Genomic DNA, 23,894 nt, shown 5'->3' on the forward strand with positions numbered 1-23,894 from the left:
CCCAACACAGGCGATCTTGTTGGTGAACCTTACGCCACATCCCGACAGGAAGGCCGCATGTGCCGCTGGATCGCATACCGGGGCGAGATGACCTCGTTCGAACCTTATGTCACCGAGCCCGAGCATTCGCTGATCGCGCAGAGCATCCGCTCGCTGCAGTCGACGGCCGGCTCGAACGGCGACGGCTTTGGTCTCGGCTGGTATGGCGAGCATCCGGAGCCCGGCCTTTACCGCGAGACACGTCCGGCCTGGTCGGACGAAAACCTGCGCTACCTCTGCCGCCATCTGCGCTCGTATCTGTTCTTCGCCCATGTGCGCGCCGCCACCGGCACGGCGGTGACGCGGCAGAATTGTCATCCGTTCGCCTGCGGCCAGTGGATGTTCATGCACAACGGCTTCGTCGGCAGCTGGAATCGCCTGCGGCGCAAGGTCGAGGCGCTGATCCCCGATGCCTACTACCCCTCGCGGCTGGGCACGACCGATTCGGAAGCCGTGTTCCTCGCCATGATGGGCGCGGGACTCGACAGCGATCCACTTGGCGCAACGCAAGCCGTGCTGCAATCGCTCGTGAGCCTGGTCAACGAGGGCGAGCTTCGTGAGCGCCTGCGTTTCACCAGCGCGATCGCAAACGGCCGGGATCTCTATGCGTTTCGCGTCGCGGTCAACGATGCCGCCAACACGCTCTATTATCGCGAGGCCGGCAGCGGCCAGGTCGTCGTCGTGTCCGAGCCGTTCGACAAGGAAACGGACTGGACGGAAGTTCCGCCGAATCACGCGCTGGTCGCGCGCGCGTCCGAAACCGTGAAAATTGTTCCGTTCGACCTTGCAATTTCCAGTGAGGCCGACGCGGAACCGGCCCGGGTCAGGCGGATTATTGCCCGCAGGTAATACCACTGCCGGGTGGCCCTATGACATTTGCTTCGGACGTTTTGAAACTGCTGCGCCTCGATTCCTCCGACGACAAGCAGCACCTCGTCATCCGCTCTGCCGGCGGACACGGCAAGGCGGCTGAATATTCCTTCGGCATCGAGGAGGAATACTTCCTCGCCGATCGCCGCAGCTTCGAGGTCGCGATCGAAACGCCCAACGCCCTGTTCGAGTCGGTGAACTGGTCCACCGGCGGCCAGGCGATGCGGGAGATGCTGCAATCCCAGCTCGAGGTCGCCACCAACGTTCACGTCGATGTCAATGACGCCCGGGAAGAGCTGCGGTTCCTCCGCCGCGAGGTCGCCAACGTCGCCGCGCAATACGGCTTCGTCATCATGGCCTGCGGCACGCATCCGACCGCGGTCTGGCGCATGTCGCAGCCGAGTCCGAAGCCGCGCTACGAGGAGATGATCGAGGATCTGCGCAGCATCGGCCACCGCAACATGATGTGCGGCATGCATGTGCACGTCCAGCTGCCCGATCCCGAGAAGCGGATGGCGGTGATGCGGGCGATGCTGCCGCATCTGCCGCTGTTCATCGCGCTGTCGGCCTCCTCCCCGTTCTGGAATTCCCACAAGACCGGGCTGAAGGGCTACCGGCTTGCCGCCTATTCCGAGCTGCCGCGCACCGGCTTGCCCGAACTGTTCGAAACCAGGCGCGACTACGACGAATATATCGGCGCACTGCAACGCTCCGGCGTGATTCCCGACGAGAGCCATATCTGGTGGGCGATGCGGCCGTCCATGAGGCACCCGACCCTCGAGCTTCGCGCGCCCGACACCTGCACTTTCATCGACGACGCCGTTGCCATCGCCTCGCTCTATCGCTGCCTGACGCGCCATCTCTATCTGCGGCCGTATCGGTCGAAGGAGGTCACGGTGGTCGAGCGCGCGATTGCGGTCGAGAACAAATGGCGGGCCCAGCGCTACGGCACCGATTGCATCTTTGCCTCGAAAGACGGGCCGGTCACCATCTCGGAGCTGCTGGCCCGGATCATCGACGACGTCGCCGGGGACGCAGCCGCGCTGAACTGCGCCGCCGAGGTCGAGCACTGCCGGACCATCGTGGAGCGCGGCAGCTCGGCGGAATTCCAGCTTCGCGCCTATCGCGAGAATGCGGAGGACATCGGGGCGGTCTCGCGCTGGATCGCAGCCTCGACGATCTCGGGCGCGAGCGCTCCGATCGGAAGCGTTCGTGCGCCGTCATAGCGCCCGCGCAAGCTTGGCGAACGACAATGTCGCTCCTGAATTCGGTGATCGTGGAGGAACGCGTGAATCGCGTCACGTCTTGCGCTGGCTGCGGCCACGGACTTGTACCGCTGCTTTCGGCCAAGGGCCGCGCGGAGCTGAGCTGCCTCTGGTGCGAAGGCATCGACGCGCGAACGGTGGACATGGCGAAGTGGGCGGACAGCCCGATCGGCAAGCCCGAGAGGATCACCCGTCAGTCGTTCGAATGAGCGGTTTCGCATGCCCGGCCGCCGGCCTTTGCTGATCGACGCGACCTGCGCGGCTGCACGCCCGCGCCGGGGCTTGCCGACAAATTAGACAAACCGCGCCCCGTCGCCGGAGTTGCGGGCTCGGCGATGAGGCCCAGGCAGGCCAGCCTAACGCGCCGTCTAACCTCAGGTGCAATCTCGATTTTTCATCGCGCCGCGCGGAGCCGCCGAGCCCGCGCATCGTGCTGCATCTCGACTGGCCCAGAATTCGCAAGGCAGCGTCAGGCCTGATTCCCTGCTCCCACGAATTGGCGCAGCAAGATGCGTGCGCCCGGAGACCGGATGAGCGACAAAGATCGGAGAGTGCCATGAACGTGCATGCCGCCGGCGATCTCAAATTTACCGGCCTCACCCATCCGAACGGCGCGCCACTACGCCTCAACGCTCGGGATTTCGTGGCGATCGATCGCGACAAGAATGCCAGGTTCGAGGCGACGTACCGGCCGCAAGCCCTCTACAACCGCGCGAACGAGGGCTTCCACGCCAACAACGAAACCTTCCTCCTGCACGAAGTCGCGACGAACCTCCCGATCTACCGCCCGGACACCGGCCCCACCGATTTCCATCTTCATCTTCCGCCGGGCGGCTTTCAGCTCGTGCTGGTCACCTCGGGCGCCTTCACCTTCGACTACGACGGGCGCTTCTACAATGTCGGCCCCGGTGCGGTGATGTTGCAAAGCGCGATCGTCCACCGCCAGCTGTTCTACACCTGGTCGGGACTGTCGACCGAAGAAAACCTGAAGACGCCGCAGACCGTGGTACCCGATCCGATCTCGATGGGCTACTCCGGCAAATTTCTCGAAGCCTTCGTGACCGATCCGACGACCTTTCCGAACCCGACGATCGTCGGTCCGGACCAGATCAACGAGGCCGAGACGCCGCGCGTGGCCTGGAGCCACCCGCTGCACAACCGGCCGGCCGACGCGGGCTTCTGGCTTCAGGATCCCCTCGCGCTGGATGCGTTGTTCAAGCCGCTCGTCGACGGTCCGATCAAATCGGCCATGCCGGTGTACGTGCGCGACATCGGGATCGAGATTCCCAGCGGCCATCTCGTCACCGGCCACATCATCGCAACCGACCCGCGTGGCCAGTCACTTCTGCCGAAGAGCACATCGACGGCAGCAGACGCCAGCTGTTTCGCCAACGGCGAGGTCGCAATCTGCCGCGTCATTCGCGGCACGGCCGAATTCAAGAACAAGGCCGGTGAGGCGATCGAGCTTGCGGCTGGCGATGTGGTGACGGCGGGCAAGAGCTCGATCAGCCTCGTCGGCCTCGGCGAGAACACGCAAGTGCTCCGCCTCGGTCTTCTAAAGGGCATGAACGACCTTTGCAGCTGGACGCCGACCCAGCGCGACGAGATCGACGGCCTCGCCGGCCAGATCATCACGCAGAAGGACATCCGCCCCCTGCGCACCGAGGGCAAGCCGGTCGGGTATCTGTACGCGTAGCCGCACGAAAAGACGGCCCGCCGAAGCGGGCCGTCGCGATCTCATTGGCGCAATGATCCTTAACGCACTGATCCACCGTAGAGCTGCCGCTCCTTGCGAACTTCGTCCGCACCGTAGGGCTTGCTGGCGGGATCGAACGACTTCCATCCGGTCTTCTGCCAGGCGGCGCTGCGGTCACGCAAATTGACCGACGACTCGTTCAGGACTGCGTCAAGGCGGGATCGATCGGCATCTGCGACCCGCGCCGACACCAGCGTGCCTCCCCGACGCACGCCCTCGGCGTAGGAGTCCGCATCTTCCCGCGAAATGCCGGCCTCAGTCATCGCTCCGACGACACCGCCGGTTGCGGCTCCGGCGGCCGCGCCGACCGCGGTCGCGGCGAGCCAACCGGCCGCAACGACGGGTCCGAGGCCGGGGATTGCGAGGAGGCCGAGACCGGCGAGAAGGCCGGCAGTGCCACCCACACCCGCACCGATGCCGGCGCCCTTGCCGGCACCTTCGGCGCGATCGTCGACGCCATCGCGGTCACGGTCCACCTTCTTGTCGGTGTTGAACCAGCTGTCCGAATTATTGGCGACGATGCTGATGTCCGAATGCGGCACGCCGGCAGCTTCGAGACGCTGAACCGCCTGCTGCCCAGTGCTGTAGTTGTCGTAAAGACGAGAAATTGTAACGGTCATTGTGTGTCCTTCTTACTTGCTTATTGGCTTACTTGGCCGAATTGACGTTGCCTTGAAAGTCGACGCTGACCGCGGTGGCAGATCCACCCTTGCTGGCATGGCCGCGCCAAACACCGTTGTCGTCCTTCTTCAGTTCGGTGACGTTGGCGTAGCCGGCATCCTCGATCTTCGACTTGGCTTGTCCTTCGGTGAAACTGTTGCGACCTGCGACAGGAGCGTCGGAGTTGTTTTGCCCCGCGCTGTTGACCGCGCTGTTGTTCGGTCCGGACTGCGCCGGTGGATTTTGCGCCGAGGCCGGAGCAGCTGCGAAGGCGGTGGCCGCCGCGAATAAAGAAATGCAAACGATAAACGATGGGCGCTTCATGATGGTCTCCAGTGTCTAAGGAGTGATCCAAGCCCCCATCAGAGCTTTAGTTCCTACGTCTCGCGCTGTGACATCTCCTTCACGCTCAGGTTCTGAAGAATATCATCCACGTCATCACCATGAGGATGACTGCAAGTCCCACACTCACACCCAGCAGCATCAACACGCTGGGACCGAGCTCGCCTTGGCGCGCTTCGAGCGCGGTCTCAACGATGCGGCCGCTCTTGTCTCGATCCGTGTCATCTGGTCCTTGCATTCCGGGGAAAGGTCGACCGTTTGCCTGCGTCAGACCCGGCAGTGCTGCCCACGCCAAATCGTCCATGGATCTCAATCGGACCCTTGGTGGTTCGTTACTATTGGCAAACGGTGAAAGCTCGGGCTCGAGATCTGCGCTGGCTATCCAGGCAAGCGGCGTCCCGGAGCGGTCAGACAGGAGTTGATATCGGCAGCCATCTTGTTCCGGTGTGCCTTGCTCAGCAGCGCATCCCGCTCTGGGCCGGGTTCAAGGTGCGAGGCCTCTTCACGCAGCCTCAGTGCATCAGCTGCGAGACGCTCGGCAAGTGAATCCGCCTGACGCACGCGGTTGCGCTTCTCATTCATGCGAACGCCCCTGCGTTGGCATCGGAATCAAATCAGCGCTTTGCGGCTGCGGTCGCGAGACCGGCGGCGTCGCGCCATCGAGCCACTCCTGCGTCTCCGCGAGAGCGAGCCAGGCATCGCCCATGCTCCTGAACTGCTTGCGCGCCGCGTCGTTGGCAGCGGTGTCTTCCAGCGTCAGGCAGTGCCCGGCATTCTGCCGAAGATGCTCGGACTGGCTCAATTGGATATCAGTGCTGCTCGTGGCATCGGCAGAGATCTGCCAGGAGTTCTTGCACACAGGGCACCGCCACTGATTGACGAAGTTCCCGGTGGGCAAGTAGGTCGCATGCAAGGGAGCCGCCACTATTCGCCCGCAGGCGGTACAGCCGTTGGGCCGTTGTGACGGGGATTGCTGTGTCTCGTCCTGAACCGCTTTCGCGCTCCAGCGGCGATCGAACTTGCGGCAGAGATGCAGGGGATAGGAGATAACGTTCAATGCGCGCCTCCGGTTGTGGCGGGAGCGCGGCAGCGTCTCTCTGTCACCGGCGCCTGTCATGTCTGTGCGGGTGATATCCTGGATATGGTGTCGCAAATGACATTCACCAGTGCGCGGTCCCGAGAAACCACGCCTTTGCCTCCGATCTACGTCAATGGCCGACTGCGGGCTGCATCCATTGGATTAGGAACATCTCTCCATCGGATTAGGAACATCTCTCCGTCCCTCCTGTTGCGTCTGCACGACATGATCCGTGAATGCGCATGCCGGGAGGTCCGGACCAGCACTGTTCCGGGTCCCAAGAAGGCGAAATCGATCCCTGCTCGATGTTGCTGATCCGGTCTCCGAACCGCACCCGCGACGCACGGAAATCTCCTCCAGCAAGAATCCGGCGCCATCGCGGTCGTGATGCGACCAAGGGCGTCAATGCGGAAGCGTCCCTTCCCCACTCTCCAACAGCTGGCCGCAGTCAGCGAAAGTGTCACATGCGCATACTGAAAAAACGTTCGCCATCTTTGGCGGCCACGGCCCTTCATGCTCTCGCAGAACATCCCTTGGCCTCCACGATTGCCGCGACGGCCGGCCTGCTCGCAGCGGCCGCGTTCGTCAATCGGCGCCTTGCCGACAAGGCGCAGCGTGATAATCCGCCCCAAGGGCGGTTCATCGACATCGACGGTGTTCGGCTGCACTATGTCGAGCGCGGGTCCGGACGCCCGCTGGTTCTGCTCCATGGCAATGGCAGCATGATCCAGGATTTCGAGTCGAGTGGCCTGATCGATCTTGCAGCCAAGGACTATCGGGTCATCGTGTTCGACCGTCCCGGCTTCGGGCACAGTCTGAGGCCGCGCAACGTGGTGTGGACGCCGGCCGCCCAAGCCGACCTTTTCAAAGACGCGCTTGCGCACCTTGGCGTCGACAAGGCGATCGTGCTCGGACATTCCTGGGGCGCATCGGTTGCGATCGCCCTGGCAAGCAGGCACCCCTCATTGGTCGAAGCCTTGATACTGGCGTCGGGCTATTATTTCCCGACGGCCCGCACCGACGCGATGATGGCGATGGCCGGGCCGGCGATACCAGGGTTTGGCGACATCCTCAGTCACACGATCTCGCCGATCCTCAGCCGCCTGATGTGGCCGACGATGCTGCGGCAGCTGTTCGGGCCCAAATCCGTCCCGGAAAAATTCGACGGCTTCCCCAAATCACTGGCGGTGCGTCCGTCGCAGCTTCGTGCGGGTGCCGCGGAAGCGGCGTTGATGGTCCCTTCTGCGATGCTGTCGGCGAAGACTTACGGCGAATTGGCCATGCCGGTCACCATCCTGGCCGGCGAGGACGACCGCCTCATCGACATCGACGAACAGTCCGGCAGGCTGCATGACGAGATCAAGCACAGCAAGATGCGTCGCGTCCCGAATGCGGGTCACATGATCCAGCAATCGGATACGGCTGACCTGATGGCCGCTGTCGACGAAGCCGCGGCGGAAACGCTGCATTGAGCCACCTGATTCTCCCGAGAAGCATCTGGTCGCGGCACGATCCGAATTAGGAACGTCCAACACAGCGCTCAGTTGGCCCCGGTATCTCCTGTAGTCAAAGGTCTTTCCATGTATCATCACGTCAAAAAGCTCATGTTCACAGTCCGGGTCGACGAGCCCGATCCCCGGTTCGGCAATATGCTGCTGGAGCAATTCGGTGGCGCCAACGGCGAGCTTGCGGCCGCCATGCAGTATTCCATTCAGGGTCTCAACTGCGAGGATCCCGACCGTAAGGATCTCCTCATGGATATTGGAACCGAGGAGTTGAGCCACCTTGAGGTCGTCGGATCGCTCGCGCGGCTGCACTTGAAACCCATGAAGTTCGATCGCGAAGCGGCGGAAGCCGATCCCTTGATCGCGATTGCCGGAGGCGGCGGTGTCAATCTGTTCAACTCGCAAGGCAGTGCCTGGACGGCGGACTATCTCAAGATCACCGGAGAACTCGACGTCGATCTGCGCAGCAACATCGCCGCAGAAGCTCGGGCCAAGATCGTCTATGAGCGCCTGATCAATTTCTGTGATGACGCCGGCACCAAGGACGCCTTGCAATTCCTGATGACACGGGAAATCACCCACATGAAGGCGTTCTCACGCGCGCTGGAAAGCATGAACAAGCCCACGTTCAGCATCGGCCGCATCGCTCCGACGCCCGGTCTCGTGGACCAGTTCTTCAACGATTCGACAGGGTCCGGCGACAATGGAGAAATCGACACAAGAGGTCCCTGGAATGAAGGCGAGGACTGGGTGTTCATGGAATCACCGGCACTCCAGAGCGGCGATCCCGGCGCAGCGCCTTCCATCGTTGCCGAAAGCTCGCCATCGGAACCGTCCGTTGGCCTTGACGACCTGCTGATCGATCAGCTGCGGGATCTCCTGCACGCGGAGAAGCAGTTGACCAAGGCATTGCCTCAGATGATCGAGGCTGCCCGCTACGACCAGCTCTCCGAGCTGTTCACCGTTCACCTGGCCGAAACCGAAGCGCAGATCGAGCGTCTCGACGAGTGCTTCGAACTTCTTGGGAAGAAGCCGCGCGCCAAGGCTTGCAAGGGCATGCAGGGGCTTGTCGAGGAAGGCGACGAAGTGATCAAGGAGGGCGCCAGGAAGGACGATGCCGCTGCGGATTTCGCGTTGATCGGTGCGGCACAGCGTGTCGAGCACTACGAGATTGCCGGCTACGCGACCGCCCGCAACCTGGCGCAGCAGTTGCGTCACACCGCCGTCGTCGCGCTGCTTTCCAAGAATCTGGCGGAGGAAGAGAACGCGGACCAGTTGCTCAATCAGGTCGCACGTTCGTTGATGTCGGTTGCGAAGATGCCCGCCGCCATCGAGCAGACCTTCGCCGAGGATGAGCCCGCCGGAGGCTAGCCGGCCTTGAACCATTGACCACAAGGCAAGGCGGCCCCTGCACGGGCCGCTGCGCCACCACAGCCGGAAAGGATCTAGCATGCGCCCGAAGATCAAAGAACATACCTGCCCGCTGTGCAACGGAACCGGCTTTCCCAAGTCCAAGGAGCCAGCGCACCCGGGCCGCAAGATCTATCCGGTCAAATGCGAGTCCTGCCAGGGCAAGGGCAAGATATCGGAGATGACGTGACGTGATCTCAGTGCTTTGAGGTCGCGCTGAAGGCCGCTCCTACTCCGCCGCCTGACGCACATGCCGCGCCGTCGGCGTGCGCATTGTGACGAGCTCTTCGGCCGCGGTCGGATGCAGCGCGATCGTCGCGTCGAAGTCGGCCTTGGTCGCCTTCATCTTCACCGCGATCGCGACCACTTGGGTGACCTCGGCGGCGCAATCGCCGACGATGTGGCAGCCGAGCACGCGGTCGGTCGAACCATCGACGACGAGCTTCATCAGCACGCGGGTGTCGCGACCGGACATGGTCGCCTTGATCGGCCGGAACGTCGTCTTGTAGATGTCGACGTGGCTGAATTGCGCACGCGCCTCGGTCTCCGTCAGACCGACCGTGCCGACCTCCGGCTGCGAGAACACCGCGGTCGGGATGTAGGAATGATCGACCTGCACCTCGCGCTTGCCGAACACGGTGTCGGCAAACGCATGCCCCTCGCGAATCGCAACCGGCGTCAGATTGTGCCGGTGGGTGACGTCGCCGATGGCATAGATGCTGTCGACCGAGCTCTTCGAGAAATGGTCCACCGCGATGCCGCCATTCTCGGGGTTGATGGCGACGCCGGCCTTCTCCAGGCCGAGATTGGCGACCGACGGATGGCGGCCGATCGCGAACATCACCTGGTCGGAGGCAAGGCTCGAGCCGTTCGACAGATGCGTGGTGAATTCCTCGCCGTGCCGATCGACCTTCGCCACCGTGCAGCCGGTGAGAATGGTGATGCCCTGCTTCTCCATCTCGCTCCGGACGTGGGCGCGAACGTCCTCGTCGAAACCGCGCAGGATGTTGTCGCCGCGATAGATCACGGTGACGTCGGAGCCGTAGCCGGCGAAGATGCCGGCGAATTCCAGCGCGATGTAGCCGCCGCCCTGGATCACGATCCGCCTCGGCAGCTTCTTGAGGTGAAACGCCTCGTTGGAGGAGATCACGTGCTCGATGCCAGGGATCGAGGCGCCATGGTTGGGCGCGCCGCCGGTGGCGATCAGGATGTATTTTGCGGTGATCTTCCGGTCGTTCTCGAGCAGGCGGACGGTGTGCTTGTCCTCGATCACCGCGCGACTCTTGACGACCTGCGCGCCCGACTTCTCGACATTCGTCGTGTAGGCCGCTTCCAGCCGCGCGATCTCCTTGTCCTTGTTGGCGATCAGCGTCGGCCAGTCGAAGGTCGCGGGCGGAACGGTCCAGCCGAAACCGGCGGCATCTTCCAGCTCGTGACGGACATGCGATCCGATCACGAACAGCTTCTTCGGCACGCAGCCGCGGATCACGCAGGTCCCGCCCATGCGGTACTCTTCCGCGATCATCACGCGCGCACCGTGACCGGCCGCGATGCGGGCGGCACGCACGCCGCCCGAGCCGCCGCCGATGACAAAGAGGTCGACGTCGAATTCAGCCATTGTCCACTCCGACCTCTTCTTTCAGCGCATGATCCGGAGAAGTGTGCAGCGGTTCTCCGATAGGATCATGCGCAAATAACAGCCTAAAGCGCGATTACGCGCTTTAGGGATTTCTGATCAGATAGGTACTGTCAGATTTCCTTGCCACGCTTGCGCATCTCGGCACGGAAGGCACCCATCACGGTCTCGGAGAAGTTCTGGGCCCAGGAGTTCATGAAGGCCATGCTGAGGCCGATGGCGCGCGGCTCGGCGTCGATCAGCTTCTTGCCCAGCGGCGACTTGTAGAAGGTGACGAGGTCCTTCAGTTCCTGCTCGGTGAACTCGCTGGCATAGATCTGCGCCATGCCTTCGCCGATCTCGTTCTGGCGGCCGTTGAGCTGCTGGGCCACGATCGGCGCGACCTCGCTGAGCTCCTTCTGGTAGTTGAGATTCTGCTGGATCAGCGTGATCTTGGTCTTCTCGACCATGCCAGGCACGGCGCCCTGATACATCGCGGTGGCGTTCTTGATCTGCAGGATCTCCTTGGCCGCCGCGATCGCCGCAGGCGAGGCTTTCGGCGGGGCCGGCGCGGGAGCAGCCTTCTGGGCCGGCGCGGCCTGCTGCGCGATCGCCGGGACCGCCGAGACGGCCAGTCCAGCAGCAAGCGTCGCGGCCGGCAAGAATCTCAATACGCTCTTCATTCCTAGTCTCCTTTCGGCTTACGCCGTTCAATCACGCGAATTCCCTCGCCGCCCGCCAAAACGGCCGAGCTGGCCAAGCCGATAAACAAGCCATGCTCGACCACGCCGGGGATCGAGCTCAACGCCTTGGCGAGGCCAGGCGGATCCACGATGCGTCCGAGCTGAGCATCGAGAATCCAGTGGCCGCCATCGGTGACGAAAACGTGGCCATCCTTGTCGCCGCCTTTGGCTTTACGGACCGCCATTTGCCCGGAAACGCCGCATTCGGCAAATGCCTTCTCGATCGCGCGGCGCGTCGCGCCGAGCCCGAACGGGATGACCTCGATCGGCAGCGGAAAGCGGCCGAGCGTCGGCACCCATTTGCTGTCGTCGGCAATCACGATCATGCGATCCGAGGCGGCCGCCACGATCTTCTCGCGCAGCAGTGCGCCGCCGCCGCCCTTGATCAGGTTGAAGTCGGGATCGATCTCGTCGGCGCCGTCGACGGTGAGGTCGAGATGATCGATCTCGTCCAGCGTCGTCAGCTTCACACCGCAGCGCTCGGCGTCGAGGCGCGTCGCCTCCGAGGTCGGTACGCCGATCACCTTGAGCCCGGCCTGCACGCGCTCGCCGAGCAGTTCGACGAAATGTTTGGCGGTCGAGCCGGTGCCGAGCCCGAGCTGCATGCCGTCACGCACCTCCTCGAGGGCGCGCGCCGCAGCCTGCCGCTTCAACTGGTCCATGTTCACGATGCGCCCGCCCCTGAATTTTAGAGTGTGCCGCCGATAGGTTGCTTGCGGCGGCCTATGTAGCCTCGTTTTTCCTGCCGGAACAGGCCTCCGGGCCGATCTTATAAGGTGAACTTATGGCTTCGGCCCTTGCGCCGATCCGGCCGGCCCGATAGCGCTGGGACCATGACCTCCCCTTACACCCTCGTCTTCGATCTCGACGGCACGCTTGTGGACACGGCGCCCGACCTGATCACCGCGCTGAATTTCGTGCTCGACCGCGAAGGGCTGCCGCCCGTGCCGATGGCCTCGGCCCGCAACATGATCGGCGCCGGCGCCCGCAAGCTGATCGAACGAGGGCTAGAGGCTGAGGGCCGCATGGTCACGCCGGCTGACATGGACCGGATGACAGCGGATTTCATCGCCTATTATGCCGACCATATCGCGGTCGAATCCCGTCCGTTCGAGGGGCTCGAGGCCGCACTCGACCAGTTTGCCGCCCAGGGCCACCGGCTGGCGGTCTGCACCAACAAGCTGGAATGGCTGTCGAAGCGGCTTTTGGACCAGCTCGACCTCACTCGCCGCTTTGCCGCGATCTGCGGCGCGGACACCTTTGGCGTCCAGAAGCCCGATCCGACCATTTTCCGCGAGACCGTGGCACGCGCCGGCGGAGCGGTCAAAGCCAGCATCATGGTCGGCGATGCCGGAACCGACGTCGGCGTGGCCCGTCGCGCCGGGGTGCCCGTGATCGGGGTCAGCTTCGGCTATACGGACGTGCCGATCGCCGAGCTGAAGCCGGACCGGCTGATCCATCACATGCGCGACCTGCCGGCCGCGGCCCACAGCCTGATGACCACCTAGGAGCCACAAGACTCTGAAATAACTGGCATATTCTACGGAACCCTGCGTTAACCATCTATTAACTATGCGCAGCGCGCCGGTTGCTTGCTTGGAACGACGCTCGTAGGTTCGCCCGGGGATGTGGCGGTTCGTCGCAGTTAGAAGTGGGTGGTCATGCGTCGTGTCATCGCGATTGCGCTAGCGGGAGCGAGCCTTGGTGGCTGCTCCTCGATGTCTTGGGACATGTTCAAATCGGCGCCGCCGACCGTCCAGGTCCGGCTCGAATCCAATCCTCCAGGGGCTGACGCCACGACCTCGCTGGGTGCGGGTTGCAAGACCCCCTGCTCCGTCTCGGTTCCGGCCCCCGACGCCCCCTTCACGGTCGCTTTCGCGCTGCCAAAATACCAGCCGGCGAGCGTGCCGGTGAACGTGATCAAGAATCCCGGGGATTTCACCACGCCCGCCTCGGTCACCACCGACCCGAATCCGGTGTTCGCGGAACTCCAGCCGGCAGTGCCGCCCAAGCCTGTGAAGAAGCCGCACCGGCCGAAGAAGCCGAAGCCGGCCGCAGCCGCCGCGGCGCCTGCGGATGCCGCACCCGCTGCGGCCCCTGCGGATGCTGCACCTGCTGCGGTGGCGGCCTCGCCGTTTCCCGATCCGAACGCAGGAAAGCGCTGATCCAGGCGCTGATTACGTATACCACCCGATTGTCCTAACCGCGTCCGATGCTTAGATTGCTTCCAGAGCACCACTGAAGCAAAGGTGCGCCCGTCGCCGTAAGTGACAAGGCATTTGGCAAGGCATCTGGTATGAACGGACCTTCCGCGAGCCCTCTCGCAGCAGCGAGCCCCCGCGACGCGCTGTCGAGCGCGATGACCGATCCGTTCGGGCGGACCATCTCGTATTTGCGCGTATCCGTCACCGACCGCTGCGATCTGCGCTGCTTCTATTGCATGTCGGAAGACATGACATTCCTGCCCAAGGCGGACCTGCTGACGCTGGAGGAGCTCGACCGGCTCTGCACGGCCTTCATCGCCAAGGGCGTGAAGAAGCTGCGGCTCACCGGCGGCGAGCCGCTGGTTCGCCGCAACGTGATGACGCTGGTGCGCTCGCTGTCCCGCCACCTTTCGAGCGGCGCCTTGAGCGAGCTGACCCTGACCACCAACGGCACCCAGCTTGCGAAACACGCCCGGGAGCTCGCCGATTGCGGCGTCCGCCGCATCAACGTCTCGCTCGACACGCTCGATCCCAAGAAATTTCGCGAGATCACCCGCTGGGGCGAGATCGACAAGGTGCTGGAGGGCATCGAAGCCGCGCGCGCCGCTGGGCTTGGCGTGAAGATCAACGCGGTGGCGCTGAAGAACCTCAACGAGGACGAGCTTCCCGACCTGATGCGCTGGGCGCACGGCAAGGGCATGGGCCTGACGCTGATCGAGGTCATGCCGATGGGCGAGATCGGCTCGGGCCGTATCGACCAGTACCTGCCGCTGTCGCTGGTGCGCGCGCGGCTCGCCCAGCAATTCACGTTGACCGATTTGGCCGAGAGCACCGGCGGGCCGGCGCGCTATGTCAGCGTTGCCGAGACCGGCGGCAAGCTCGGCTTCATCACGCCGATGACCCATAATTTCTGCGAATCCTGCAACCGGGTGCGCATCACCTGCACGGGCACGCTGCACACCTGCCTCGGCCACGAGGATGCTTCAGATTTGCGCAAACCCCTGCGTGCATCTGACGACGACATGCTGCTTGCGGATGCGATCGACCGCGCCATCGGGCTGAAGCCCAAGGGCCACGATTTCATCATCGACCGCCGCCACGACCGCCCCAGCGTCTCCAGGCACATGAGCGTCACGGGCGGCTGAGGGATTCGCGCCCTCCCCGCCATAAGCTTTTGACTCGGCGTCAATTTGCCCATTTTCCGATTGACGGCGCACAAGCCCGCTGGTTTGGTGCAGCCGCCTTTGCTTGCCCGGCAGCAATAAGCCGGCCGCGCCCCTTTGGCGGTCGCGGTCAAGACGGCAAGGCACGAGGGGAGGACTGACGCCGCAATCGCTCCGGAATATTGTCCGTGCGGTCGCGTGCTTTTCGCACGCCGGCCAGGCGATGCGTGCTGAAGCCTCCCGTAAAGTGTTGGGCCGCGACGGCGACGGAGAGAAAGTAAGATGCGTCCATTGCTGGCGGTGAGCAACGCCATCGACGCCCTCAATGAAAAGATTGGGTACGTCTGTAACATCCTGGTGCTGCTGGCGTGCCTGGTCAGCGCGGCCAATGCCATGATCCGCTATGCCTTCAGCAACTCCTCGAACGGCTGGCTGGAGCTGCAATGGTACATGTTCGCCATCCTGGTGATGTTCGGCGCGTCCTACACCTTCAAGCGCAACGAGCATGTCCGCGTCGAGATCTTCTACCTCACGCTCTCGGAACGCGGCCAGCTCTGGCTCGACATGATCGGCACGCTCTGCTTCCTGATCCCCTCCTGCCTCCTGCTCGCCTATCTGTCCTGGCCGTTCTTCATGCAGGCCTATAACGTCGGCGAGATGTCGGGCAATGCAGGCGGCCTGATCCGCTGGCCCATCAAGTTCGTGATCCCCGCCGGCTTCGTATTGCTGGCGCTCCAGGGTGTTTCCGAAGTCATCAAGCGAATCGCGGCTCTCCAGGGCTATGTGACGATCGACGCCAAGTACGAGAGGCCGACCCAATGATTACGCTGGAAATGATGCCGCCGCTGATGTTCGGCGGCCTGGTTCTGGCGATGCTGATCGGCTTCCCCGTCGCGTTCACGCTCGCGGCGGTCGGCCTCTCCTTCGGCTTCCTCGCCATCCATCTCGGATTCTTCGACCTCAACTTCCTCCAGGCGATTCCCGGCCGCGTGTTCGGCAGCGTGCTTTCCAACGAGCTGCTGCTCGCGATCCCGTTCTTCACCTTCATGGGCGCCATATTAGAGAGATGTGGACTGGCCGAAGATATGCTGGACTCGATGGGCCAGCTGTTCGGCCCGGTCCGCGGCGGCCTCGGCTATTCCGTCATCATCGTCGGTTTCATCCTCGGCGCCATCACCGGCACGGTAGCGGCGCAGGTCATCGCCATGGCGCTGATCTCGATGCCGGTGATGATCCGCTACGGCTACAACATGCGCTATATCACCGGCGTGCTCGCGGCCTCCGGCACGATCACGCAGCTGGTGCCGCCCTCGCTGGTGCTGATCGTGCTCGCCGACCAGCTCGGCAAGTCGGTCGGCGACATGTATCTCGGCGCCTGGGGCCCCTCGGTGTTCCAGATCATGCTGTTCGCCGGCTACACCTTCATCCTCGGCCTGATCAAGCCGAGCCACGTGCCGCCGGTGCCGAAGGAAGCGCGCACGCTGACCGGCTGGGCGCTGTGGAAGAAGTGCCTGATGGGCATCATCCCCTCGGCCGTGCTGATCTTCGTCGTGCTCGGCACCATGATGATGGGTCTTGCGACCCCGACCGAAGCCGGCGCCATGGGCGCGGTCGGCGCCATCGTGCTCGCCGCGATCCATCACAAGGACTTCACCTCGAAGGACCGCATGATCCTGATCGGCGGCGTGATCGCCGCCGGCGTCGGCACCATCGTCGCGATGCTGTTCACCGAGAACCTGGTCTTCAGGCTCTCGTTCGCGGTCACCTATCTCGCCGTGGCCTGGATCTGCATCCAGGCCGCGCGCATCCCCGAGCTGCGCGACCTCATCAAGCAGGGCTACGAGTCCACCATGCGCCTCACCTGCATGGTCACCTTCATCCTGATCGGCTCGACCTGCTTCTCGGTGGTGTTCCTCGGCGTCTCCGGCGGCGTCTGGCTCGAGCATCTGCTGACCTCGCTGCCCGGCGGCGTGTGGGGCTTCCTGATCTTCATCAACCTCTTCATCTTCTTCCTGGCGTTCTTCCTCGACTTCTTCGAGATCGCCTTCATCATCCTGCCGATGATCGCGCCGATCGCGCAGAAGGTCCTCGCCCCGGTGGTGGGACCGGACGCGGCGCTGATCTGGTTCGGCGTGATGCTGTGCGTGAACATGCAGACCTCGTTCCTGCATCCGCCGTTCGGCTTCGCGCTGTTCTATCTGCGCGGCGTGGCGCCGAAGGAAGTGAAGAGCTCCGACATCTATTGGGGCGCAATCCCCTGGATCGGCCTGCAGCTGATCATGGTGCTGCTCGTGATCATCTTCCCGATCACGGTGACGGGCCTGCTCGACAAGCCGCTCAACGTCGATCTCGACAAGGTCAAGATCGAAGTGCCGCAGATCGACCTGCCGCCGCTGGATCTAGGACCGCCGCAGAAGTAGCGGCCATAACCATCGCCGTCATGTTCCGCCTCGGCGGTTCATGACGCGCGCGCCCGCGCGCGTGACAAGCAACGCAAACACGGGCATACCGGGCCATCCTCCAACTGATGGACCGCCGCGCATGTCCCGATCGCTCCCTGCTCCGTCGCTCGCTCCCTTGATCGCATCGCTCTGGCTGGCATGCGCCGCAACGTTTGCGCATGCGGAACCGATGACCGATGTCCATGCGCTGGCGCAAAAGGAGCAGCAGCCGCTGCTCGACACGCTGCGCGACCTCGTCAGCATCGAATCCGGCAGCAAGGACATCGACGGCCTGAACCAGATCGCCGAGCGCGTTGCCGGCCAGCTCAAGCAGCTCGGCGGCACGGTGGAGACCTTGCACCCCGCAGACGTCTATCGCCTCGACGACACGCCCGAGACAATCGGCCCAGCCGTGCACGCCGTATTCAAGGGCACCGGCAGCAAGAAGATCATGCTAATCGCCCACATGGACACGGTGTACCTGAAGGGCATGCTGAAGGACCAGCCGTTCCGCGTCGACGGCGACAAGGCCTACGGCCTCGGCATTGCTGACGACAAGCAGGGCGTCGCGCTCATTCTCCATACCGTGGCGATGCTCCAGAAACTCAATTTCAAGGATTACGGCACGCTCACGGTGCTCACCAATGGCGACGAGGAGATCTCCTCGCCCGGCTGGCGCAGCACCATCACCAAATTCGCCGCGGATCAGGACGTGGTGTTTTCGTTCGAGGGCGGCGGCACCGACGGCACGCTGCGCCTTGCCACCAGCGGCATCGGCTCGGCCTATCTTACGGTGCATGGCAAGTCCTCGCACGCGGGCGCTCGGCCTGAGGGCGGTATCAACGCGTTGTACGAGCTCTCGCACCAGGTGCTGCAGATGAAGGACCTGTCCAAGCCCGAGCAGGGCCTGAAGCTGAACTGGACGGTCTCGAAGGCCGGCACCAACCGCAACGTGATCCCGGCCGACGCCTCGGCCCAGGCCGATGCGCGTGCGCTCAAGGTCGCCGATTTCGACGAGTTGCAGAAGGCGCTGCAGGAGAAGATCAAGAATCGCCTGCTGCCCGACTCCAGGGTCGAGCTGAAATTCGAGGTGCGCCGCCCGCCGCTGGAGGCCAACGACGCCTCGCGCCGCGTCGCAGCCTACGGCAAGACAATCTATGGGGAAATCGGACTGTCCCTCAAGGTCGACGAGAAGGCGACCGGCGGCGGCACCGACGCCGCATTTGCCGCGCTCAAGACCAGCGGCGCCGTGGTGGAAGGCATGGGCCTGTCAGGCTTCGGCGCGCACTCCAACGATGCCGAATATGTGCAGATCAACAGCATCGTGCCGCGGCTTTATCTGGCCACGCGCATGATCATGGACCTGTCCACGGGCAAGCTGAAATAGCGGCCGCTTTCTTCCCTTCTCCCCTTGTGGGAGAAGGTGGCGCGAAGCGCCGGATGAGGGGTTCTCTCCGCGCGCTTGACTAAGAGTTGGATTCGCGGAGAGAACCCGTCTCGCCGCTTATCGCGGCGAGCCACCCTCTCCCACAAGGGGAGAGGGTGAAGAAGCCGTCTTCTCCGCCAGCCGAAACCGCAGCGTGAACTCCGCGCCGCCGCCGGGAAGATTCTCCACCGCCACCGTCGCGGCATGATCGTCCGCGACCCCGCGCACGATCGAGAGCCCGAGGCCCGCGCCGTCGCTGCGCTGGCGGTCGGCGCGCCAGAAGCGCTGGAAGATCAGCTCGCGCTCGGCCTCCGCAATGCCGGGGCCGCAATCGCGCACGCGCACCGAACCGTCCTCGCGCACCTCGACATCGACGGCGGTATCCTTCGCCGTGAACTTGATGGCGTTTTCGGCGAGGTTGAAGATCGCGCGCTGGAGCATCTCCGCATTGCCGTGGATCAGCACCGGCGCGTCGGCGCCCTTCAGCGCGATGTCCTTGTGCTGCGCGATCGCGAACGGCGCGATGGAGCCGACCACCTCGGCGCAGACGGCGCGCAGGTCCGCGGTCTCGCCGGGATCGAGCACCAGGGTGTCGAGCTCGGCGATCTCCAGCAGCTGGGCGACGATGCGGCTCATGCCTTCGATGTCGTCGTGCAGCGCCTGCCTTGCGGCGCCATCGCCCAGCGTCTCGATCCGCGTGCGCAAGATCGTGAGCGGCGTGCGCAATTGATGCGCGGCATCCGCCGTGAACTGCCGCTGCACCCGAAAACCGTCCTCGAGCCGGTCGAGCGCCTGGTTGACGGCGGTGACCAGTGGCATGATCTCGCGCGGGATCTGTTCCGTCGGCAGGCGGATGTCGGTGCGCGCCGGCCCGATATTGCTGGCCTCCTCCGACGCCTTCCACAATGGCGCGATGGCACGGCGGAAGATGATGATGTCGGCGGCGAGCAGGATCAGCAGGATCGGAATGGTGATCCACCCGACCCGGCGGAAGAAGTTCGAGATGATGTCGTCGATGATGACGTCGCGATGCGCCAGATCCTCGGCCACGCGGATGCGCACGACCTTGCCGTCGATGATGCGGGTGACGCCAGCGCCGGAAATCGTCTCGGAAAGTGTCGGCGGCGCCGACACGGCCGCTCCCGTCTTGCGGCGGGACGAAAACAGCAAACGGCCGTCGGCATCGCGGATGTCGTAGAGATAGCGGCCGTAGGCTTCCGAATAGAGGCCCCGCAGGCTGTCCGGCAGGTTGAACGTCAGCAGGCCGTCCGGCGCGGCGACAATGCGCTCGGCCAGCACCTCGGCCTGCGCCCGCATGGCTTCGCGGTGCAGCTGGTCGACTTCGGAATTGAGCAGCCAGAACAGTACCAGCGGCAGGAAGATCGCGACCACCGCGACCGCCACGATGTGCATGAACACGATGCGCCAGATCAACGATTTGAATGTCGGCGATCTGCCATAGGCCCCGGCGGCCGCCACGCTATTTCTCCTCGGACATGAGATAGCCGACGCCGCGGATGGTGTGGATCACGACCTTGGCGCCGTGTTCAGTGAGCTGCTTGCGCAGCCGCGAGACGTAGACCTCGACCGCGTTGGAGGCGACCTCGCCTTCGAGCCCGAAGATGTGGTCCTCGACGTTCTTCTTCGGCACCACCCGCCCCTGCCGGCGCAGCAAAATCTCCAGCACCGAGGTCTCGCGCGCGGAGATGATCCGCGGCTGGTCGTCGACGAAGATCTGGCGGCTTTCGGTGTCGTAGACGAGATTGGCGAGCCGCAGCGAGCGGCCGAGCAGCTGGCCGGGCCGGCGCAAAATAGCCTCCAGCCGTGCCACCAGCTCCTCCATCGCGAACGGCTTTGCGAGATAGTCGTCGGCGCCACTGCGCAGGCCGCTGACGCGATCCTGCAGGCCGCCGCGCGCGGTCAGCACCAGCACCGGCAGCGGCTCCATCTGCCGGCGCAGCTCGCGCAGCACCGACAGGCCGTCGCCGTCGGGAAGGCCGAGGTCGAGGATCATCGCAGCGTAGCTGACGCTGCTGACCGCCTCGCGCGCCTCGGCCGCGGTGCTCACGATGTCGCTCTGGTAGCCGGCGGCCGACAGCCCGGCGGCAACGAGCCGCGACAGCTCGACATTGTCCTCGACGATCAGAAGGCGCATCGCAGTCCCGCCGGATGTTCCTGTGCAATCACGGCTCGCGCCGCATCTTCGCTCTCTTCCACCATTCCGGCCGCCTCGGCCAGCGAAAAAGCGCGTGGCAGGCTCGCCCGCGCCCCTGTCAGGTTCGTGTAAGCCGATCTGGGCGCATTCCGATAATGGTTTACTCGATCACCTCGTCCGCGCCGGCAATGACTGCCGCGGAGAACGGACGGCCGAGCAGCTTCGCGGCCTTCAAATTGACAACGAGCTCCACCTTCGTGACGAGCTGAACTGGAAGATCAGAAGGCTTCTCGCCCGACAGAATGCGTCCGGCATAGATACCCGCGCGACGGTGCGACTGCATGAAATCTCCTCCGTAGCTCATCAAACCTCCAGCCACGGGAAAGTCTCGGGTCTGCGTGATTGCGGGCAATTGATATTTCATCGCGAGAGCCGCCAGCCGGGCACTGCGAAATGCAAAATAGGGGTCGGAGGTAAACACAGCTCCGCTTAGCCCGTCCCTGGCCACGGCAGCGAACACGGATTCGAATTCATCCTCCTTGCTTGCGCTATAGATCTGCAGTTGAACCCGCAGGGTTTCTGCGGCCGCCTGAAGCTTCTGCAATTGTGAGGGTGCGGTCGGACTTGTCGGGTTGGCGACCACCGCCAATCTGGTCACCGTGGGCAACAGGTCGCGCATCAGCTCAAGCCGCTTTGGCGACACATCGACGCTCAGGCTCGAAACTCCCGTGATATTTCCGCCCGGCCGCGACAGGCTGTCCACCACGCGTAGCTGAACGGGGTCGCCGCCCATCTCGAACACGATGGTCTTGGTCGTACCCGTACCCTTCGCGGCAAGTGCCACGGGAGCCCCGCCAGGAGCCACGATCAGGTCTACATTTCTGGCGACCAATTCGGCAGCCAGGGCTGGCAATCGAGAATATTGTCCGGCGGCCCACTGAAAGTCGATCGCCACATTGCGCCCCTCGACGAAGCCGGCTTCCTCCAGTCCCTGTCGGAAAGCCTCAAGTCGACTGCCAAAGAGCTCGGGTGACTCCGGGCAAAGATATCCGATGACCGGCATGGAGGGCTTCTGCCCATACGAGACGGTCGTCCACGTCGCGGCGCCTGCCATCCAAAGAAGAAAATCACGCCGTCTGGCGCGTCTGCGTAGCGTTGCTGCTTCAGAGTTGGCGCACCTCATGCCCACGGACCCGCTGCCGTCAGCCGTTTGCCGGAGCATAGCCCCGGATACGCGGACAGTCTCTAGCGGATTGTGCCGGGCATCCCGCGGCCACTCGGCTCGAGAGCCTCGAAGGATATTCCGAAGACTGGAATGGCTTCGTCAAATCCTTTGATCTCGCGGCCCCCGAGATCCTCAACGGGCCGCCTGCCATTGACGTCGGCGGCGACTTTGGCGTCGATCAGGATTTCCTTGTCTGCGGCAGATGCGCACAGCCGGGCCGCAAGATTCACGACGCTCCCAATGGCGGTGTAGTCGAGCCGGTCCTCGTATCCGATCCGGCCGACAGTCGCCGGCCCGCTGGCAAGGCCGATTCCAAAACCAACGTAGTAGCCACGCGACCGCCAGCCGGCGATGAGGGCTTGCACGTTCGTCTGCATGTCGACGGCGAGATCGATGGCTCTCAATGCAGGCTCTTCGACCGGGACAGGTGCGTTCACCAGCACCATCAGTCCGTCTCCGGAGAAATTGATCAGCGTTGCCTCGAATTTCGTGATGACCCTGCCAAGGCTTTCATAATATTCCGACAGTACGCTCATGACGTCCTCGGGCGCGGCGCCTGCTGAAAACGCGGTGAAGCCCCTCAAATCGCAGAAGACAACGACGACTTCCGTACGGCGGCCGTCCAGCACGCTGTCATCGCCGGCTCGATCGACGAGATCGGCGACCTGGGGAGCAAGGAACCGCTTGAGCTTGGCGATGCGCTCCTGGTGCTGCTGCGCCAGCGCCAGCTCGGACGCCATTCTGTTGAAACTGTTTGCAAGACGCTGGAACTCGTCCCCGGTGTGGATCGAAATGCGGTGGTCGAAGGACCCGGCACCAATCCTCTCCGTGCCCTCCTCGAGCAGCTTGATCGGCTCCGTCATCCGGTGCGCCAATGCATAGGCAAGTATCCCTGCGAGCATGGTGCTGATTGCGAGGAGCATTGCCGTCCGCCACAGGGCGGAATAGATCGGCGCGTAAGCTTCGGATAGCGGCTGCACGACCACGACTGTCCAGTCGGGGCCCTGTACGGGAGCAGCGCTGGCGGCAACATAGTGTCCTTGTGCGTCCCGGCTCGTTGCGAAGCCCGCTTTCGTCCCTATCGCGTCGCGCACGGCCCGAAATGGTTTGGAGGTCGCTTCCTCCGCCCCGCGGAGCACGAGGCTGATGTCGGGATGGGCGATCAGGCGACCCGATCGGTCCAGGACGAAGGCGGAGCCGGTCCTTCCGACCTTGATGGCCGAGATCACGTCCCAAATCAGCTTGAGGTTCACTTCGGCTATGACTGCGCCGACAGCCGGTCGGTTGCCGGCAATCCCGACCGTCAAGTACGGTTCGGAGCCTCGATTGTAGCTGACGTCGCTGAACCAGATCTGAGCTGCGCGGGCGCCAACCAAGGCGGGATCGGCTGATCGGCCCGTGCGGCTCTCGATACGATTGAGGCCGATCCGCGAGATGTAGAGACGCTCCAGGCCATTGCCGTCGAGGAGTGTAAGACTGACGATGGCGGGCGCTTGTCGAAGCAGGCGCAACGCGTCGGTCCGCCGGCGTTCGTCGAACTCGTCACTCCATGGAAGCTGAACCAGCCAGCCAAGCTGACTGGTGATGCCGTGGATGAAATCGTGTATTTCGGCGGCCGCGGATGCGGACTGGAGGCTAAGCCACTGGTCGAGCCTCGCGCGCTGATCGCGATAGCCGAACCACGCCTCAATGACGCCGTTGAATGCAAGTGGGATCGCGACAGCCACGAAAAGCGCGAACAGATATTTATGAAAAAGGCCGCGAAACCGATCCTGAGGAATCATGATCCGGTCTCCTGATAATCACATAAATACAATGACCCAGAATAACATGTCGCTCCGCCGTGGGGTGGGGTTCATTCGAACCCGAGCGTACCGGTGCACCCTTCGCGCTTTCTAGGGCGGACCAGCCACGCGGTCCGGCGACAAATTGGCGCCATGGCTGAATTGTCCGCCGATGTCAGCCTCCGGCTGACTGGCCTTCGCGCCGCACGCCGG

The 23,894-nt window shown here is 63.7% G+C and carries 25 protein-coding genes; 13 read left to right on the forward strand and 12 right to left on the reverse strand.

Annotation, left to right across the window (positions count from 1 at the left end; all coding sequences use genetic code 11):
• Window positions 1-57 precede the first annotated feature (57 nt).
• The 4 genes from CT676_RS09265 (at window position 58) to CT676_RS09280 (ending at window position 3,870) form a co-directional block, all read left to right on the forward strand.
• Window positions 58-888 carry a class II glutamine amidotransferase gene (locus tag CT676_RS09265; protein ID WP_085404861.1) on the forward strand — a complete coding sequence of 277 codons (831 nt, stop codon included), beginning with the start codon at window positions 58-60 and terminating at the stop codon, window positions 886-888.
• Between the two features lie 20 nt (window positions 889-908).
• Window positions 909-2,135 carry a carboxylate-amine ligase gene (locus CT676_RS09270; protein WP_085404862.1) on the forward strand — a complete coding sequence of 409 codons (1,227 nt, stop codon included), beginning with the start codon at window positions 909-911 and terminating at the stop codon, window positions 2,133-2,135.
• 26 nt (window positions 2,136-2,161) lie between these two features.
• On the forward strand, window positions 2,162-2,383 hold the full coding sequence (locus CT676_RS09275; protein ID WP_240537640.1) for a hypothetical protein: 222 nt from the start codon (window positions 2,162-2,164) through the stop codon (window positions 2,381-2,383).
• 347 nt (window positions 2,384-2,730) lie between these two features.
• The gene (locus tag CT676_RS09280) at window positions 2,731-3,870 is read left to right on the forward strand and encodes a hypothetical protein (protein WP_135214414.1); all 1,140 of its coding nucleotides are present in this window, start codon (window positions 2,731-2,733) and stop codon (window positions 3,868-3,870) included.
• A 59-nt stretch (window positions 3,871-3,929) separates the two neighbouring features.
• On the opposite strand, the gene CT676_RS09285 is transcribed toward CT676_RS09280, so the two are convergent.
• From CT676_RS09285 to CT676_RS09305, 5 genes are all read right to left on the reverse strand, one after another.
• Window positions 3,930-4,550, reverse strand: a complete 621-nt coding sequence (locus CT676_RS09285; protein ID WP_071915165.1) for a hypothetical protein — start codon at window positions 4,548-4,550, stop codon at window positions 3,930-3,932.
• Window positions 4,551-4,578: 28 nt separating this feature from the next.
• Window positions 4,579-4,914, reverse strand: coding sequence for a hypothetical protein (locus tag CT676_RS09290; RefSeq protein WP_063984016.1), 336 nt, complete (start codon window positions 4,912-4,914; stop codon window positions 4,579-4,581).
• 85 nt (window positions 4,915-4,999) lie between these two features.
• On the reverse strand, window positions 5,000-5,236 hold the full coding sequence (locus CT676_RS09295) for a hypothetical protein (protein WP_085404864.1): 237 nt from the start codon (window positions 5,234-5,236) through the stop codon (window positions 5,000-5,002).
• 74 nt (window positions 5,237-5,310) lie between these two features.
• Window positions 5,311-5,514: a hypothetical protein gene (locus tag CT676_RS09300; RefSeq protein WP_063984017.1), complete on the reverse strand. Its 204-nt coding sequence runs from the start codon at window positions 5,512-5,514 to the stop codon at window positions 5,311-5,313.
• Window positions 5,507-5,989, reverse strand: a complete 483-nt coding sequence (locus tag CT676_RS09305) for a hypothetical protein (protein WP_135214415.1) — start codon at window positions 5,987-5,989, stop codon at window positions 5,507-5,509. The genes CT676_RS09300 and CT676_RS09305 overlap by 8 nt, the downstream gene beginning before the upstream one ends.
• A 485-nt stretch (window positions 5,990-6,474) precedes the next feature.
• Between CT676_RS09305 and CT676_RS09310 the strand changes: the two genes are divergently transcribed.
• From CT676_RS09310 to CT676_RS43935, 3 genes are all read left to right on the forward strand, one after another.
• Window positions 6,475-7,482, forward strand: a complete 1,008-nt coding sequence (locus tag CT676_RS09310) for an alpha/beta hydrolase (protein WP_063984018.1) — start codon at window positions 6,475-6,477, stop codon at window positions 7,480-7,482.
• 108 nt (window positions 7,483-7,590) lie between these two features.
• The gene (locus tag CT676_RS09315) at window positions 7,591-8,886 is read left to right on the forward strand and encodes a DUF892 family protein (protein WP_135214416.1); all 1,296 of its coding nucleotides are present in this window, start codon (window positions 7,591-7,593) and stop codon (window positions 8,884-8,886) included.
• Window positions 8,887-8,965: 79 nt separating this feature from the next.
• A complete protein-coding gene (locus CT676_RS43935; RefSeq protein WP_155255931.1) occupies window positions 8,966-9,115 on the forward strand; it encodes a hypothetical protein in 150 nt (49 codons plus the stop codon).
• 39 nt (window positions 9,116-9,154) lie between these two features.
• Here CT676_RS43935 and gor read toward each other — a convergent pair whose 3' ends face one another.
• The 3 genes from gor to rpiA all read right to left on the reverse strand — a co-directional run bounded on the left by gor (window position 9,155) and on the right by rpiA (window position 11,951).
• Window positions 9,155-10,543, reverse strand: coding sequence for a glutathione-disulfide reductase (gene gor / locus CT676_RS09320; RefSeq protein WP_085404866.1), 1,389 nt, complete (start codon window positions 10,541-10,543; stop codon window positions 9,155-9,157).
• Window positions 10,544-10,674: 131 nt separating this feature from the next.
• On the reverse strand, window positions 10,675-11,223 hold the full coding sequence (locus CT676_RS09325) for a DUF2059 domain-containing protein (RefSeq protein ID WP_071915171.1): 549 nt from the start codon (window positions 11,221-11,223) through the stop codon (window positions 10,675-10,677).
• A gap of 2 nt (window positions 11,224-11,225) precedes the next feature.
• On the reverse strand, window positions 11,226-11,951 hold the full coding sequence (gene rpiA, locus CT676_RS09330; RefSeq protein ID WP_028146742.1) for a ribose-5-phosphate isomerase RpiA: 726 nt from the start codon (window positions 11,949-11,951) through the stop codon (window positions 11,226-11,228).
• 165 nt (window positions 11,952-12,116) lie between these two features.
• On the opposite strand from rpiA, the gene CT676_RS09335 reads away from it, so the two are divergent.
• The 6 genes from CT676_RS09335 to CT676_RS09360 all read left to right on the forward strand — a co-directional run bounded on the left by CT676_RS09335 (window position 12,117) and on the right by CT676_RS09360 (window position 18,478).
• Window positions 12,117-12,791 (forward strand): HAD-IA family hydrolase, encoded by a 675-nt coding sequence (locus tag CT676_RS09335; RefSeq protein WP_085404867.1) that lies wholly within the window; start codon window positions 12,117-12,119, stop codon window positions 12,789-12,791.
• A gap of 153 nt (window positions 12,792-12,944) precedes the next feature.
• Window positions 12,945-13,448, forward strand: a complete 504-nt coding sequence (locus CT676_RS09340) for a hypothetical protein (protein ID WP_135214417.1) — start codon at window positions 12,945-12,947, stop codon at window positions 13,446-13,448.
• Between the two features lie 131 nt (window positions 13,449-13,579).
• A complete protein-coding gene (gene moaA / locus CT676_RS09345) occupies window positions 13,580-14,632 on the forward strand; it encodes a GTP 3',8-cyclase MoaA (RefSeq protein ID WP_085404869.1) in 1,053 nt (350 codons plus the stop codon).
• Window positions 14,633-14,932: 300 nt separating this feature from the next.
• Window positions 14,933-15,472, forward strand: coding sequence for a TRAP transporter small permease subunit (locus CT676_RS09350; RefSeq protein ID WP_014496195.1), 540 nt, complete (start codon window positions 14,933-14,935; stop codon window positions 15,470-15,472).
• Complete coding sequence (locus CT676_RS09355) at window positions 15,469-17,070, forward strand: TRAP transporter large permease subunit (protein WP_063984025.1); 1,602 nt, start codon at window positions 15,469-15,471, stop codon at window positions 17,068-17,070. The genes CT676_RS09350 and CT676_RS09355 overlap by 4 nt, the downstream gene beginning before the upstream one ends.
• 121 nt (window positions 17,071-17,191) lie before the next feature.
• Entirely contained in the window at window positions 17,192-18,478 is a 1,287-nt protein-coding gene (locus CT676_RS09360; protein ID WP_085404870.1) for a M20/M25/M40 family metallo-hydrolase, read from the forward strand.
• A 117-nt stretch (window positions 18,479-18,595) separates the two neighbouring features.
• On the opposite strand, the gene CT676_RS09365 is transcribed toward CT676_RS09360, so the two are convergent.
• The 4 genes from CT676_RS09365 to CT676_RS09380 all read right to left on the reverse strand — a co-directional run bounded on the left by CT676_RS09365 (window position 18,596) and on the right by CT676_RS09380 (window position 23,681).
• Window positions 18,596-19,996: an ATP-binding protein gene (locus tag CT676_RS09365; protein ID WP_085404871.1), complete on the reverse strand. Its 1,401-nt coding sequence runs from the start codon at window positions 19,994-19,996 to the stop codon at window positions 18,596-18,598.
• 1 nt (window position 19,997) lies between these two features.
• On the reverse strand, window positions 19,998-20,672 hold the full coding sequence (locus tag CT676_RS09370; protein ID WP_028146749.1) for a response regulator transcription factor: 675 nt from the start codon (window positions 20,670-20,672) through the stop codon (window positions 19,998-20,000).
• 160 nt (window positions 20,673-20,832) lie between these two features.
• On the reverse strand, window positions 20,833-21,735 hold the full coding sequence (locus tag CT676_RS09375) for an ABC transporter substrate-binding protein (RefSeq protein WP_244623121.1): 903 nt from the start codon (window positions 21,733-21,735) through the stop codon (window positions 20,833-20,835).
• A gap of 182 nt (window positions 21,736-21,917) precedes the next feature.
• Window positions 21,918-23,681 (reverse strand): adenylate/guanylate cyclase domain-containing protein, encoded by a 1,764-nt coding sequence (locus CT676_RS09380; RefSeq protein WP_085404873.1) that lies wholly within the window; start codon window positions 23,679-23,681, stop codon window positions 21,918-21,920.
• Between the last annotated feature and the right edge of the window lie 213 nt (window positions 23,682-23,894).

The sequence above is a fragment of the Bradyrhizobium sp. MOS001 genome (assembly GCF_004634465.1).
Lineage (GTDB): Bacteria > Pseudomonadota > Alphaproteobacteria > Rhizobiales > Xanthobacteraceae > Bradyrhizobium > Bradyrhizobium barranii.